Origin of the sequence: Streptomyces sp. YGL11-2 (genome assembly GCF_050054615.1) — a bacterium.
Classification (GTDB): domain Bacteria; phylum Actinomycetota; class Actinomycetes; order Streptomycetales; family Streptomycetaceae; genus Streptomyces.
Genome location: NZ_JBNHIN010000096.1, coordinates 1 through 14,349 on the forward strand (window position 1 = coordinate 1; position 14,349 = coordinate 14,349).

The 14,349-nt window shown below is 67.1% G+C and carries 12 protein-coding genes and 1 pseudogene; 6 read left to right on the top strand and 7 right to left on the bottom strand.

Annotated elements, in window-relative coordinates; genetic code table 11:
- Window positions 1–143: 143 nt before the first annotated feature.
- A pseudogene (locus ACO1BR_RS42445) lies at window positions 144–576 on the bottom strand (MarR family transcriptional regulator).
- 703 nt (window positions 577–1,279) lie between these two features.
- On the opposite strand from ACO1BR_RS42445, the gene ACO1BR_RS42450 reads away from it, so the two are divergent.
- Entirely contained in the window at window positions 1,280–1,579 is a 300-nt protein-coding gene (locus ACO1BR_RS42450; RefSeq protein WP_426800476.1) for a transcriptional regulator, read from the top strand.
- A gap of 239 nt (window positions 1,580–1,818) precedes the next feature.
- On the opposite strand, the gene ACO1BR_RS42455 is transcribed toward ACO1BR_RS42450, so the two are convergent.
- Window positions 1,819–2,679, bottom strand: a complete 861-nt coding sequence (locus ACO1BR_RS42455) for an SAM-dependent methyltransferase (protein WP_426800477.1) — start codon at window positions 2,677–2,679, stop codon at window positions 1,819–1,821.
- Between the two features lie 20 nt (window positions 2,680–2,699).
- Window positions 2,700–3,041, bottom strand: a complete 342-nt coding sequence (locus tag ACO1BR_RS42460) for an Os1348 family NHLP clan protein (protein ID WP_426800478.1) — start codon at window positions 3,039–3,041, stop codon at window positions 2,700–2,702.
- A 1,290-nt stretch (window positions 3,042–4,331) separates the two neighbouring features.
- On the opposite strand from ACO1BR_RS42460, the gene ACO1BR_RS42465 reads away from it, so the two are divergent.
- The 4 genes from ACO1BR_RS42465 (at window position 4,332) to ACO1BR_RS42480 (ending at window position 7,952) form a co-directional block, all read left to right on the top strand.
- Window positions 4,332–5,450, top strand: a complete 1,119-nt coding sequence (locus tag ACO1BR_RS42465) for a PP2C family protein-serine/threonine phosphatase (RefSeq protein ID WP_426800479.1) — start codon at window positions 4,332–4,334, stop codon at window positions 5,448–5,450.
- A 175-nt stretch (window positions 5,451–5,625) separates the two neighbouring features.
- A complete protein-coding gene (locus ACO1BR_RS42470) occupies window positions 5,626–5,790 on the top strand; it encodes a hypothetical protein (RefSeq protein WP_189307769.1) in 165 nt (54 codons plus the stop codon).
- A 771-nt stretch (window positions 5,791–6,561) separates the two neighbouring features.
- Complete coding sequence (locus ACO1BR_RS42475) at window positions 6,562–6,939, top strand: PadR family transcriptional regulator (protein ID WP_426800486.1); 378 nt, start codon at window positions 6,562–6,564, stop codon at window positions 6,937–6,939.
- A complete protein-coding gene (locus tag ACO1BR_RS42480; protein ID WP_426800480.1) occupies window positions 6,936–7,952 on the top strand; it encodes a hypothetical protein in 1,017 nt (338 codons plus the stop codon). The genes ACO1BR_RS42475 and ACO1BR_RS42480 overlap by 4 nt, the downstream gene beginning before the upstream one ends.
- 270 nt (window positions 7,953–8,222) lie before the next feature.
- Here ACO1BR_RS42480 and ACO1BR_RS42485 read toward each other — a convergent pair whose 3' ends face one another.
- The 3 genes from ACO1BR_RS42485 to ACO1BR_RS42495 all read right to left on the bottom strand — a co-directional run bounded on the left by ACO1BR_RS42485 (window position 8,223) and on the right by ACO1BR_RS42495 (window position 10,398).
- Window positions 8,223–9,002, bottom strand: coding sequence for a GntR family transcriptional regulator (locus ACO1BR_RS42485; protein WP_426800481.1), 780 nt, complete (start codon window positions 9,000–9,002; stop codon window positions 8,223–8,225).
- 785 nt (window positions 9,003–9,787) lie between these two features.
- A complete protein-coding gene (locus ACO1BR_RS42490; protein ID WP_426800482.1) occupies window positions 9,788–9,919 on the bottom strand; it encodes a hypothetical protein in 132 nt (43 codons plus the stop codon).
- Window positions 9,916–10,398, bottom strand: coding sequence for a DNA/RNA non-specific endonuclease (locus ACO1BR_RS42495; protein WP_426800483.1), 483 nt, complete (start codon window positions 10,396–10,398; stop codon window positions 9,916–9,918). Before ACO1BR_RS42495 ends, ACO1BR_RS42490 begins: the two co-directional genes overlap by 4 nt.
- Window positions 10,399–10,883: 485 nt before the next feature.
- Here ACO1BR_RS42495 and ACO1BR_RS42500 point away from each other — a divergent pair, with 485 nt between their 5' ends.
- Window positions 10,884–11,648 (top strand): hypothetical protein, encoded by a 765-nt coding sequence (locus ACO1BR_RS42500; RefSeq protein WP_426800484.1) that lies wholly within the window; start codon window positions 10,884–10,886, stop codon window positions 11,646–11,648.
- Window positions 11,649–11,802: 154 nt separating this feature from the next.
- Here ACO1BR_RS42500 and ACO1BR_RS42505 read toward each other — a convergent pair whose 3' ends face one another.
- Window positions 11,803–13,782: a hypothetical protein gene (locus ACO1BR_RS42505; RefSeq protein ID WP_426800485.1), complete on the bottom strand. Its 1,980-nt coding sequence runs from the start codon at window positions 13,780–13,782 to the stop codon at window positions 11,803–11,805.
- Window positions 13,783–14,349: the final 567 nt, after the last annotated feature.

Genomic DNA, 14,349 nt, shown 5'->3' on the forward strand with positions numbered 1-14,349 from the left:
GTGTCAAGGCACCGGCCCCGCGAGGATGGACGGGAAGCGAGCCGTCCGCGCTCCTCCTCAGCTACCTCACCCGCCCCCGCCGGTGTCCCGGCCGGTCCCCGATCGGCTCGACCAGGCGGTCGGGCGCTCAGGTGGTCGGGCGCTCAGGTGGTCAGCGCCGCAAGCTCCGCGTCGGCGCGCTCGGTGACCAGGGCGAGGACGCGGCCGGCGGCGGCCAGGTCCTTGGCGGGTATCCCGCCCCAGATGCGGGCGGTGATGGGGGGCGGTCTCCGCGCTGGCGGCAGCGATCAACTCATGCCCTGCAGCCGCGGGTCGAAGGTGCGCGCCGTCCGCGGCGATCAGCTGCTTGGCCAGCAGCTCGTCGAGCGCGGCGAGGATGTCGGCCGGATCGGCCTTGAGGGAGCCGCGGATCTGGGTGACGAGATCGTTCGGCGTCTGCGGGGCGTCGGCGATGACGGTGGCGCGCAGGGCGACCTGCTGCTGGAACGTGATGCCGTGCCGGGCCAGGACGTGCTCCAGGACGCCGCGGGCGGCGTAGTGGGCCAGGCCGAGGGCGCGGGCGTTGGCGACCTCCACGTCCGCCTGCCCCGCGTGGTGAGGTCTGTTACCTGGTGATGTCGGAGCCTCAGAGTCGACTGACCGAGTGTGGTCTACAGCCGATACCCGTCGTCTCCACCAGCGCGAAGCGAACGCCCCAGGAAGTCCCGCAAGTTGTTGGCCACCCACTTGCGGCTGTCGCTCTCGTGCTCCCGGACGACCCGCGCCCACACTGCCACTTGCCGTGATGGAAAGTGCCTTATAGCGCTTTCCATCTTGGAAAACGCTTCACGTAACTCCCGTGGCCTGGACGCCGGTTCCGCACAGCAGGCCCTCGACTCCGTCGCCGCGTCCCGGGCCCAGGCAGCGGTACACGTCGCCAGCCCCTGGTGGTACCACGTAGGGATGGGGGGCACGCTCGCGCTGCTCTTCCTCTCGATGAGCCTGCGCATGGCCTCGTGGGCCGTTCCGCTGCTCGTCGGCGTGGTGGTCCTCCTCGGTCTGACGGTCCGGCGGGCGACGGGCGTCTCCTTTGACCGCTATACGGCCACTCCCGGCGCCACCAGGCTCTTCGGCATCTACGCGCTGGCCTCCCTGTTCGCCGTCGTCACCGGGATGTACCTGGAGTGGGCGCGGGGGTGCACTGGGCCATCGCCGACGCAGGGCTGGTGGTGGGGGTGCTCACCATCGTCGTGGGGTATCGCATCGACGCGGTCGCGAGGCACGACAACCGGGCAGGACGATGATTGCCCCGGCCTTCGACGAGGTTGTTCACGCGCCGAACCGGTTGCGTGTCTGCACTACCCTCGCCGCCGTAGACGCCATGGAGTTCTCCGTGGTCCGCGATGCGCTCGTGGTGAGCGACTCGGTGCTGAGCAAGCACGTCAAGGTCCTGCAGACGGCGAGCTACGTCTCCGTCACGAAGGTCCGTGGCTCTCATCCGCGCACCTGGCTCGCGCTCACCCCCTCGGGCCGACAGGCACTGGCCGGGCACATCGCCGAACTTCGCCGCATCGTCGAGATGGCACAAGCGGACCAGTGAGCCGACGGCCGATGAGATCGCGGAGGCGGTCCGTTGGGTCTACGAGCAACCGCAGCGGATCACCGTCCGCGAACTGGTACTGGCCGCGACCGGACAGGTCGCGTGACAGGCCAGGAGGGGAACCACCGCGCGTGCGGTACAAACTCCCGTGGGTACGTCGCACCTTCCTAGGCGCATCGCTGCTCGTCGCCGAAGCGGCCCGCCGGTCGACCATGGTCCACCTCGGACGGCTCGCCTGGCTATTTCTCCGACCGAGGCCCCGGCGCGGCAGTGTCGTGCGTGATGGATCTCAGGTGTTCAACCGACTCAACTTTCGCGATGAGGTCGGCGTCGGCCACGGGGCGCCTGCTGAGGGGCGGGATATAGAGCGTGAGCCCCTGGTGCAGTTGGTCGTGATGCCGTTCCATGTCGGCCAGCGTGAAACGTACGACTGAGGCGTCGAAGAGCGGGTGCGGACTGCTGTAGACCGCGGCGACCTCGTGCTCCGGCGGATAGAACCGGAGCAGGTAGTCCTTGATCCGGAAGAACCGCTCCGGACTGTTGAGCGCGCTGGAATAGAGGACCGACTCCACTGCTCCCACCTGCCAGAGTAGGCAGGGGACATCGGCTTGCAGTGGGCGCTGCCGGACCAGGAGGTCCGTGGCCTCGTACATCTGCAGACCATCGATGGCTGGATCGAAGTCCAGGTCGATGGTCATCGTGTCCAGCGCAGAGACGGCGGGAAGAACCTTGACGTCCAGCCCCAGGTACGGCGCGGCGTCGAGGATTTGGCGTGTCGGGTAGACGTAGACCAGCGGGTGGCCGTAGGTCGCAAACGTCACCGGAGGGTGATCGAGGGCAGCAGCGAGCACCATGGCACTCATGGTGTCGTATGCGTTGAGCCGGTTCTCGTCCTCCCTGTAGCTGACCGGATGAAGGTCGGTGACACGGTGGCACAGGTCCCGTAGGTGGGTCATGCCCGCTGGCAGGGTGGGAACGGCCAGAATCTCCTGCGATCGTCGGCAGACGGACTCTGTCTCCCGTGTGACGTGTTCAATCCCTTTGATGCCCAGGCCGACGATGTAAATGTCCGGCTCTCGACGGTCGGCGTGCAAAGTCATGTTCGTTTCCCTGCGTGCCATCATCGGAAAAGGACCAGCATTTCTTTGATTCGTTCGAAGCGGTTCTCAGGCGAATCGGTGATCTTGCGGCCCAGGCGCTCGATCTCCGCTCGACGCGCATGGTCAGACGGCCCCAAGGCCACGATGTCGTGGTTGATCAGAGCGAACCTGATGGTGACGGACAGGAAACCGGGGAAGAGCGCTTCCACCCTGGAGAGGTCCCGCGACAGTAGGACCGCGCGCTCCTCGTCGGTCAGGTCGTAGTCCCTCAGAGCCCGCTCAGGGTCCGACTCGACGGCGGTCCGGAACTGCTCATCCAATAGCGCCCGGTCAAGAACCTCTTTCATGACCGTATGGGACATACGTCTCTCCTTGGCTCTCACAGGCGGCCGGGGTTCCGGCACCGGCAGACCGATTCCTCCGTCGCCCCATCCTGAGCACACTCCGATCGAACGCGCCTGCCAGAGTTGCCAGACAGGGGACGAGCAGCCCAGGCGCCCGGGTGCGGCACTCTGGCCTGCCTCCAACTCGCCCTGGAAGCCCGTCATTGCGCACCATCCGATAGCCTCCAGCCGCCGGAAAGGGAGTGCGGCCCCGGCGCGTGGAGCAGCCCTATGTCCGCCGGATGCGCGTTCTCACACCTGGCGCCGCTCAGTGCGCCGCTTGTGCCAGGCCCGTTTGCGGCAACGGGGAGAGCAGTACGTTGCCGAGGCAGGATGTTCGACGCCGACCGTCCAGGATGCCCCGCACTCTGGGCAGACGGATGTCCGGTCGGCCTTCACCGCATCGGTCCTCACCTTCGCCCGCCGCATCCGGCGCCAGTGTCGAGACCGGCACACGGTCGAGCAGAACACCGCCGCCACCTTCGCCCGCGGCATCAGCGGCCCCCGCACCCCCGGCACAACCGCGGCCCGGTGTCGTTCTCCACAACTACGACCAGCCGCAGCCGGGGCACCCCGTCTCTACCCATGCCGACACCGTACGACCGACAATCAGTCCCGCCCAGACCTCGCGTCGAGCCGCCCTACCCGAAGCGGAAAGGTACCTGACCTGCGGAAAAAGGATGTAACGCAGCTTCTGAGGCGCACATGCGGTAGCTGTGGTGACGCCCGTCCGGGCTCAGCGCAGGTGGTGCGACCTGCGCACCGCTCGTGTGACCTGGACTCCGTAACCGTCGTCACCGGTGGTTCGTTGGCGTGATGCGTCCTTCACATCCGTCCCCCGCGGATGGGGCTGAAGGGGCCTGAACCGGTCGGTTCAGGCCCCTCACGCACTGGTGCCGCCGGTGACCTGCCCCGCCGACCGGGCCGCGCCCACCAGACAGCCGCCGGCGGCCTGACCGGGCCTCAGCCACTTTTCGCAAGTCACGGGGTCGTGGCGCCCTGTAGTGATCTCGATTGCCGTTCGGTTGGGCGCGGCCATCATGAGCGGCATGGAACCGGAGCTCACTGAAGATGAGCCCCGGTGACCTTCTGCATACCTTCTCCGTCGATCTTGTCGCCGAGCGGCACCGTGACCTGGTGACGCCTGCGCGTCACCATCGCCCACCGGGTTGTTCGTGGGCCACGGGCGAACGACGATAGAAATACGCAAATCGGTGGCCTGGCTTCCGGGCCTGGGCTGCCGCTCGACCTGTGCGAGGGAGCGGCACGGTGGCGAGGTCTCCTGAGGAACGCGGAGTCCCGCACAGCACCGGTGCGCGGGGCAGGTTGCTGCCCGTGCTGCCTGCTCTGCTGCTGCTCATCGGCCTCCTCTTCGGCCTCTTCACACCCCGCAATGTTAGGCCGGAGGCCTTCCTCGCCACGGCCACGGTTGCTGCCGCCGCGCTGCTGCCCCTGTGGGGGACCGTGCTCACCGGAGTGGGCGCGTGCGCCATCTTTGTCGGCCTCATGGTGGACTTCAACGATCTGCGGGATGCGACCGCCTACTCCGAGCTGGCCACCCTCGCGGCGATCGCGGCATTCGCCGTCTTCCTCAACCGCCTGCTGGACCGACGCGCCCATCAGCTGGTCCAGGTCCGCTCAGTGGCCGAGACCGCCCAGCTGGCGGTGCTGCACCCGGTACCGCGACACCTCGGGCACGTCACGCTCGAGAGCCTTTACCTGGCCGCTGCGGCTGAAGCCCGGATCGGCGGTGACCTGTACGAGGCGATACACACCCCCCACGGCGTACGACTGCTCATCGGCGACGTACGCGGCAAGGGCCTGCTCGCGGTGCAGACGGCCGCGACGCTGCTCAGCGCCTTCCGCGAGACCGCCCACGACGCGCCCGACCTGCCCCACCTCGCACGGCGCCTGGAGACGAGCATCAGCCGCCACGCCTCCCATTACCCGGGGGTCCCGGGCTCGGAGATCGCTGAACGTTTCATCACCGCGCTCCTCGCCGAGATCCCGGACGACGAACCAGTCGTCCGGACCGTCACCTGCGGCCACCCGCCCCCGCTGCTGCTGCACCACGGCGAGGTCCGGGAACTGCAGCCCGCCGCTCCCTCGCCGCCGCTCAACCTGGGCATGCTGGTGAGCGACGGTTACCACGTCGACCTCGCCCCCTTCCTCCCCGGAGACCAGCTCCTGCTGTACACCGACGGGATCACTGAGACCCGCGACCGCTCCGGCGCCTTCTACCCCCTCGCCGAACGGATCCGCTCATGGAGCAGCGAGACACCCCACCAGCTCCTCGACCACCTCAACCGCGACCTGATCGCCTACAGCGGCGGCAACCTCGACGACGACATTGCTGCCCTCGTCGCCCGGCGGCGCCCGAGCCACTGAACCTGAGATGAGGCTCTGACCTGCGCAGGATTCAGGCGCCAGAACTCGTTCGGCATGTCCTCGTACGCGATGCGCAGGGCGATGGTCACGGTGCAGCCCGGCACCATGACCACCACACCACCCAGTCCATGGTCACCGTGAATGGCACAACTGCCCCTGGACGTACTCATCCTGCGTGGCAACCAACACCAGGATCCCCTCGCGCTCCTGCTGCCTGCTGACGCTGCACGAGGCACGCGCGGCGGTCGAGCTGCTGCAACTACTCAGTGCCAGCAACGGCGAAGGAGCGTACGCGGCCCGGCACCTGGCGGGGAACCTTGCCCGCCGGATCCCGGCGTAGAAATTCTGCTTCATCAGCATCAATGCGGACGTGTGGGCGGGCCAGCGGACGCTGGCCTGTGGGTTCAACGGTTCAGGTTGGCGAGGAAGAACTCGGCGGCAGACCAGGGCGTCAGCTCGACCCCGAAGGCGTTCTGGGTGCCCGGTCCTTGCAAGTGGACTAGCCGACCGGAGAGGCAGACTACGTCGCCTCCCGGAAGGCGCCGGTGTACGCGCCTAGGTGGTGGCCGCATCTGCGTGATCTGCCGGGCGAAGATGTCCGCTTCGTCGATCGTGGATCCGACGGCCGTGTCCACCTCGATCCCGCAGCGGGGCGGCACACCCTGTGCTGACGAGGGCGTCAGAGATCCTCGGACCGATCAAGGTCCATTTCGTGCTGCCGTTGAACGGCGGCGCCGAGCGCGCCGAGCCGGTCGAGCAGCCGCGGTTCCACCAAGCCCTTGGCCAGGTCCGAGACCGCCGTCCCGTCTGGAACGGTGGCCGACCGGGTGTGCGCCCAAGCCACGTCGTAAGCCAGGTCGCACTGACACTGATCACAACAGGCGCCGCAAAACGACTCCCGGAGCCATCGCCATGACAACACCCATGATGCAGAAGAGTGTTCCGATGTCCGGCTCGCCGGGCACAGCCGTCGATGGCCGAGCCCTGCGGTCGCGCCGGACGTCGTGTTCCCACGGCCCGCCTGCAGACTCATGACCGGCTCGGCGACGATACCCCTCCCTCCCCTATATATCGGAAGACAGGATATAGTGCGGGCATGACTTCCAGAGGTATGACGCAAGCTGCGTTCTTCATCCTCACCGCGCTGGTCGACGAACCGCGGCATGGTTACGGGATCGTGCAGGTGGTCGACGAGCTGTCCGAAGGACATGTGCAGCTCCGAATTGGCACGTTGTACGGCGTGCTGGACCGACTGGCGGCCGACGGGCTCATCGAGCTGGACCGCGAGGAGGCGCAACAGGGCCGACTGCGCAGGTACTACCGCCTCACCGATGCCGGTGGGGCAGCCCTGTCCGCCGAGGCGGAGCGGATGGCGGCCGGGGCACACGCAGCGACGCAGCGGATGGCCGCACACCGCCCCACTGCCGCGAGGCCGGCTCCCGCGAGCCGCTCGGTGCGTCGCCCGGGCATCGCCGGAGGCACCGCATGACGACTGTGCTCGAACAGCGCTACCGCACCGCCCTGCGGCTGCTGCCCTCCTACTACCGCTCCGAGCGGGAGGAGGAGATGGTGGAGACCTTCCTGCACGGGATCGACGAGCAGGCTCAGGACGAGATACGCCCCGCCTGGGGCGAGGTGGCCAGCATCGCCGCCCTCGCCATCCGCACCCGGATGGGCGCCGCCGGCGCCCCGGCTCGCTACGCCGTGCTCGGCGCGGTGGTGCGCCTCTTCGCGCTGCTGAGCATGTTGCTGCATGCAGCCTCCGCACTGACCGAACGGGCCGTCTTCCTCACCTGGTTCAATGGCGCCCCCGCGCCGGACCAGGAGCTGTTCGTGAGTGGCTTTACCGGCCACGGCGCCGCACCGGGGCTGTACGAGGCGGCGTTGTGGCTGCTTCCGCTGGCCTGGACGGTGGTCTACCTGGCGCTGCTGCGCGACCGCAGGCGCACCGCCTTCGTCTTCGCCTTCCTCGCGGCGTTTCCTGACCTAGTGGCAGCCGTGCAAAACGCGGGCGGCGGATGGGACACCGTGGCGCTCGCCCACTCGCTCGCGACTGCGGTGTTCTCCTGGCTCACCGTCCTCACACTGTGCTGTGGCTTCCACCGCGACGCCCCGCCCGCCCGGCTCCCGCTGGCCTCGCCCGGGCTGGCCCTCATGGGCACCTGCGTCCTGATGGGTGCGTCGATGGTGGTGTGGCCTGAGGTTGCGGTCACGGGATGGGCCGGCGGTTCGGCATTCATCGCCGCGGCCGCCATATGGCTGGTCGCCCGGAGCCGGTCACCGAAGCACGTTGCAGACCCCGCACTGCCCCTCGCACTGGCCACGCTCGGTCTCGCCATACTCGTAGAGCGGACTCTCACCCTCGCGCTCGTGCTCCAAGCCCACGCCCCCGGCTCTCTCAACGCCGCCTCCACCGTGCAGGCGGCCATCATCGCCCTCCTGGCGGCAGCCCTGACCACAACTGGCACCCGTAGCTTGACTACACGCTTCAGGACCGGCTGAACCAGGCAGCCACGACCGCCCTCGCGCCGGTCACCGCAGCAGGCCAACGTCACCCTCAAAGCCTGGCTCCTGCAAATGCCTCGCCGCGGGCTCGGACTCCCCGGTTCGTGCTCCGATCCGATGCGACGGTCACGAGCCCACTGCACACCCTGCTCCCGGCGCCGACCGGCCAGGGCGCGCCGCTGCTCGTCGACCACCTCGCGGCGATCAGCGCCGCCTGCCCCGACAACCTCCACAGCCCACCCAACACTCCGGAGGGGCCGTGTGCTTCTACAGCGTCTGTGAGACCTCGTACTGCACCTCGTTGAGGTGACCAGCTTCGACCGTGTCATAGGCTTCGACGGGGCGGTCGTGGTCGCTGTAGACCACTCGGAGAGTATGCAAGACCGGCATGTTGCCTGGAAGTCTCAGGAGGGCGTGCTGCTCCTGGGTGGGGATCCGGGCTGACACGGAGTCTACGCACCGGCGGGGCGGATAGCCCAGCTTGGCCATGAGCGTCGAGATGCCTCCGCGGATCTTGCGATGTTCCATCATCGCGGTGCCACGGACGATCTCCAGAGGAAGGTAGGCGTTGGCCAGTTCGGCGGGCTCGTCGTCGAACGTCAGGAGCTGGGACCGCAGCAGGACAGGGCTCCCCGTGGCCAGTCTGAGCGCCCGAGTCACATGGGTCGGAGCCGTGGGCACGACCTTGACCTCCAGCAGCGTGATGTTGACACGTGCCCCAGTTTTGCTTGCTTCGGTTATCCAGCGGTAGGGCTGCCCTGGATCGGACGGAGCCACGCTCTGTGAGGGGCGCATGGTCCGCTGCCGGTGTTTGAGGATGACGCTGTCTGGAGCCTCGGCGCGCCTGGTGACCAGACGTTCCTCTCGCAGCAGCTCCAGCGCTCCGTCCAGAGTCTCGCTCGACGTGGCGTACCGGCGCTGGAGTTCAGCGGCGGAGAGTGCGGTGCCCGGGAGAATGACTCCGGAAAAGATCTCGTGGCGTAGATCCGCAGCGACGCGCTCGTGCAGGGGACGCCGGTCGGTGGTCTGCTCGCTTGTCGTCGACATGCCCTAGTTATGTGGGAACCAGCCCCCCCACTACTAGAGGGCCTTTCCGGCCAGCCCCCCGAAGACCGCAGGCGCCTACGGGTGGAGGGCGGGCCGGGCAAGCCGTCCGCAACGGTTTTCGAGACCGTTCCTCTGTAGGGTGCAGGCGCGCGCTGGCACGATGGGGTGTGCCCGGCGCGGCCACCCGCCAGCAAGGGGGATGCGCGCTACGCAAACCGCAAGGAGAGGCCCGTGCCCAAAAGGAGAGGCCCGTGCCCAAGATGACAGGTGGCTCAGCCCGGTTCTGGCATCCGGGGATGACCACGGCTTCCAAGGAAGACATCAAGCACATGCGGCCGAAGCAGCGGAACAAGTACCGTCGCCTCGGCTTCACTTGGTCGGAGATCAAGAAGATCGACAGGGCTATCGGCCGCGGGGACAAGAGCGGACCCTCAAGACCTCCGCTGGTGAAGTCACCCTCACCCTCCCGCCAAGGAGTCCTGGATCGGCACCGGAGGCGTAGGCCAGCCGGTGCAATCGATCTGAGGGCCAGGAGGCCGGTGAAGCTGCGGCGAATCCGCTCCTCAGCCGCGGGGTTCTTCGATACCGTTCGCCTACGGCACCGGCCCCGGATGCTGCCCTTTCCCCCATGGCGCAGCAGCCGGGGCCGACTCGTACGCTCGGGTGCCGGACGGGGTTTGACGGCCCTGCCCGGCACCCGGTCTGCTTCCGGCCGACCAGCCGGAAGCAGTACCTCCCTGGCCTGTGCGTTCGTCACTGGCCAACGCGCAGTGAGGGTGCTCGCGTCAGGCTGTCGGGCAGCCGGCGGCTTTGAGTCCCGCGTTGAGATGCTTCTTCAGGGCGGTTTCCTTCTGCGGCGTGATGTCCTGGTTGGGGATGGTCAGCTTGATGTCCTTCTTGCTCGTCCCCTTCTTCACCTCATCGCGACCGTCATGTCACGCGGGACGACCGACTTGGGGTCGCCGTAGCCGACGGTGATGTTGTACGAGAGCTTGTCCTTCTTACCCAAGGTGGTGAGGCACTTTTTCGCCGCGTTCTCGGTCTTCTTGTAGATCCCGCGGTTGATCGAGGCCTTCATCGGGACGAGGTTGATGCGCTTGCTGACGCCTTTGAGGGTGCTGGCTATCAGGTGCCCGCCGTCGTAGCCGCCACCTCCCCAGCCGCCCACGGTCGTCTCGCACTGGCTGCGAGGAGAGGTGCCCGCCGACAGTGAGTCAGCTATCGCCCGGTCAGGCCGGCCCGCACTGTCGATGTGGAACTTCCACCGTGACACGACGGTCTTGCCCGCCCATGCCTTCAGGTACGGCTCACACGGATAGTCCGCCCCGGCGGACGGGGCCGCGGTCGCCGCGGGAACGGAGAGCAGGGTGGTGATGACGCCTGCTGTGCCGAGCACGGCGGGGATGCTGCGCAGATGCCGACGCGGACAGTGGGACGAAGACGCTGACGACCCGGTCATGGGCTACCTCCAGAAGTCAACGGCCGGGAGCAGCAGTCGCGCACAGCCGTCGTCCAAACCGCCCGTCGCGACCGGCGCGTCCCGGGGCGCGGTCGCCTTCAGACAACCAGCAAGGGAGACGGCGCCGCAGGCATCCTCGGGCCGATGGCTGAAGCTCCGCCCAGGAGCGGGACGATCACGCCACCGCGGCCGTCCGGGTGGAGTCGTGCCGATGTCGCCCGTCCTGGGCCGCGGTTGTGCTGAATGATGGCCGGGCATGACCCGAGGCGGGCCACGTTCCGACCGCCGCCCGATCCGGCGTACAGGAACGCAAGGAGCGTGGCATTGTGCACCGGCCTGCATCACCGAGATCACACACAGCAGCTCGTCAGTGTTCATTGACGTGCCGAGATCGGGCCAAGGCACGTCGGGAAGGCACTGCCATGAGCCGCCACTCCACGTGGGAGTCCCGCAAACTCCGCTACTGGGCCGAGTGCAGCGGGCAATCGCGCCGCGCCGGCCTACCAACCAGCCACCCCGCCCCCGCGGCCTCGCCGAGGCAGGCGCTGCTGGAGAGCCGCCTCCTCGAGCAACTCGGCACGTCCCCGGATCTGTGCGCTCACCCCTTCGGCATCGCCTCACTGACTAGCTCCAGCACCTCCCTCACCCTGCACCTCGATGCCTACATCGGCCAGGAGCGGCACTCCTTCCCCGAGCACTGTCTGAGTCGTCTGCTGCCCACAGCCCCCGCACCCGGCAGCGGCGACGATCTGCGCGGAATCCCCGGCCTGCGAGTGAGTGGCATCGAGGCCCCCGGCCGGCATCTGCGCCTGCACATGCTGGACAGACTCGGGCGAGCAGCGAGTCTCGTGCTCGCCCTTCCCAGTGGGCTGCCGGAAGGCTGGGAGGAAGTCGAGCGCCGGCACCGGCACTGGTGCGAAGGCAACGGCGTGCGGCCGCTTTGGAGGACCCCGGGACTCGATCCCGTGGAATCCGCCTACCTCACTGCCTTTCCCAGTCTCGAACACTCGCGAGCCAGACGGGCCGCGGTGGGAAGTGCCCCCGTACTTCGCCGGTCGCCGAAAAGGTTCGCCGCAGCGGCCTCCCAACGCCCGATCTCGACCGGGCCGGACCAAGGCAGCCACTGCCGCTACGGTTCCGATCGGCGAGCGATCAGCTACGACCGCTTGACCTTCACGATCGGGTGACTTACGAAGTACGAGGCTAGGGCCCGGCGCCCCCCCGCCGAGTAACGGGGACGCCGGGCCATAGAAACAAGCGCTGCTGGTGTCCTGACCAGCGCGCGAGATCCGACCGATTCTTCTTCGATGCCGCATCGTCAGATCGGCTCCGCCAGGGCACTCAGCTCGGGCGCCGGTACATCACATAGAGAGACCCGTTGTGTGAGGCCGCACCGACTTCCCCTTCCATGGCGCCAACGTCGGCAGCGGGAAAGGGCGTCCAGGCGCTTTCCGTGCCGTGCAGGGCCTGCAACTTCCCCTCGCTGTTGCGTGCTACGACACACATCTCATCGTTGTGCTTCACGAGCGAAAGCGCGTCGAGTGTGTCCCAGGCCCTGGGTAGCACAGCCTCCCCCTGGGAGTTCACCCCTCGGAAGTAGACGTGGTTCCGGCCATCCGTACCGCGGACGCAGTACCACTTGGTGCGGCCAACGGCGGCCATGGAGACCCCAGTCGTGGTGGCAAAAGGCTGGGGCGAACTTCCGTCATCACCCCAGTCCGTGCCGTCCGTGGAGTAGTCGAGCATGAGCGTGCCGCTTCCCGACCGGTGCACAACGTGCAGCTCGGGGGTGACCCAGAGTTCGGAGGTGACGGCCGCGCCCACACCCCTGGCAGTGTGGGCGTAAGGAATCATTACGCCGTTGCTCCAGGCCCCCATGTTGTCCCACACGCTCACGCAGATTTTGCCGTCCTGAGCGACGAACGCAAGGAACAGGTACGACCTCCCCGTACGAGGCATATACATGGCGAGAGCCGCTTGGTAGTTGCTTGTGAAGCCATTGATCTGGGCGGGTTTCGTCCACGCACCCCCGGCCATTGTGCTCCACATCAGTGCACGGTCGTCGGGCCGTACGTACACCGCGTGCAGTGCATTTCCGTAGGAGACCAGCGCCGGGGGTGTCATACTCTCCCAGCCGAGTGACACCGACGCGTTCCATGCGAGCTTGCCGGCGTCGAGACGGACGTATTCCAGGGCTCCTGAGGGTGCCGGAGGCCGCTGGCCCGTGTACTTCACGTGCAGCGCGTGATGGCCATCTCCGTCGAACTCCCACACATCTGTCAGTCGCTCATGGAGAGTGACCAGCGCATGGCGGTCCAGGATGATCGTCCGAGTGCACGAATTGTCGTCGTGATTGCGAAGATACTCCATGAGCCAGACCATGAGCTTCGCGAACTCGAATGCCAGGCCAGCCCAGTCAGGGATAGCCAGGAAGGCAAATTCCAGCTCGTACTTCGCTTCCTCCAGCCATTCTGACAACGTCCTGTACAGGGCGTCGTACCATTCACTGTGGCTCTGGTCGGCTTCCCACGCGGTGATCCCCAGCACGAGATACCTGCCGACCGGCCCGTTAAAAACGACCTTGTTCCCGGAATCGAAGAAGCGGGTCTGCCACACCTTGACAGCACCGAATTCTTCGGAGGTGTACACCGGCGCTGCATATTTGTCCGATGTTGCCGCCACTGTCCAGTAGATCTCGTCCTTCCCGCCTCCTTGATCGCCCACCGCGCGCCGGACGAAGAACTTTTCGAACTGCAGGCTGGCCTGGAAGGAGGGCACCTCCTCGGAGGGCTCCGTGGAAGGAGGCATCCGGAAGACTGTCGCGGCGAAGCCGAACTCATGCAGCCCGTCCTGGAATGACGGGCTATCCATCCGCTGCCCCGCCGCCAGAGCCTCAGGGCTCGCGACGGACACGTTGGCCATGCCCAGAGCCTCCTGCCCGATCCCTGGCAGGAGCGCCCGGAAGTCCGCCGCTGAGAACCCCGAAGAGGGCGGGCGGGCAGTGACCTCAGCCGCAATGACGTCCAGGCTCCCCAGGTCCTCTACGGCTGACCGGTACTCCTGACCACTCGCACGGATCTCCTGGTCGGTCAGGATGCCCTGCATCACCCGCAGCAGAGGCTGTTCCAGATCAGTCAGAGCCAGGCCCTGTCGGTACCGATCGGCAGCATGCAGCATCGCCCCGATCAGCACGCCTCCCTTGCTGCCCTGCTGCAGGCCCCGCAGATACTTGTTCTCGCTTGCCGCCTCGGTGCCCCTCAGCATGGCCCGCAGCCGCTGCAGACGCTCCTCTTCCTCCGGCACCAGCTTCACGTTTGACATGGAATTTCCCCCTCCATCCCTCGACATGCAGATATATAGCTCTATCTGATGCTGCATCCGTGTCGAGGGATGAGCATCCTGGCCGGGCTGTTCTACCGTCTACGGGGCCTCGGCGGGTTGGGACGGAAACAAGCCATAGGCGAATACTGTCGCGTTCGCCACAGGTGCCACGAAATCCGCCGCTGTATCGCCGGTGGGTCAGTCCTGGACCGTCGATGGCGGGTGGGTTCGACAGTCACCCGCGATGCCTTGCAGGCCGTCGCCGCCAACGGCTTCTACTCCGGCCCCGCCCAGAGCTTCGCCCGTTCCCAGGACATCGCACTCCTCCGTCGATGTGATCTGGAAGGCTGGGCCCCTGGGGCGATCCACTCCCTGCCGTCCTCAACACCGCTCAATGAGGCCGACGGGGGGTGATCTACATCACGCGATGCACGTCTAAGTGGGCGGTTCGCGAGTTGATGTCCGTTTCGGAGTGAGGCTTGGGGCAAGGGTGCTGGCTGCGGTGCCGGCTACTGCTGCCGGGCAAAGCAGCCGGTGTCGGCTTCGGTGAGGATGCCGAGTTTGACC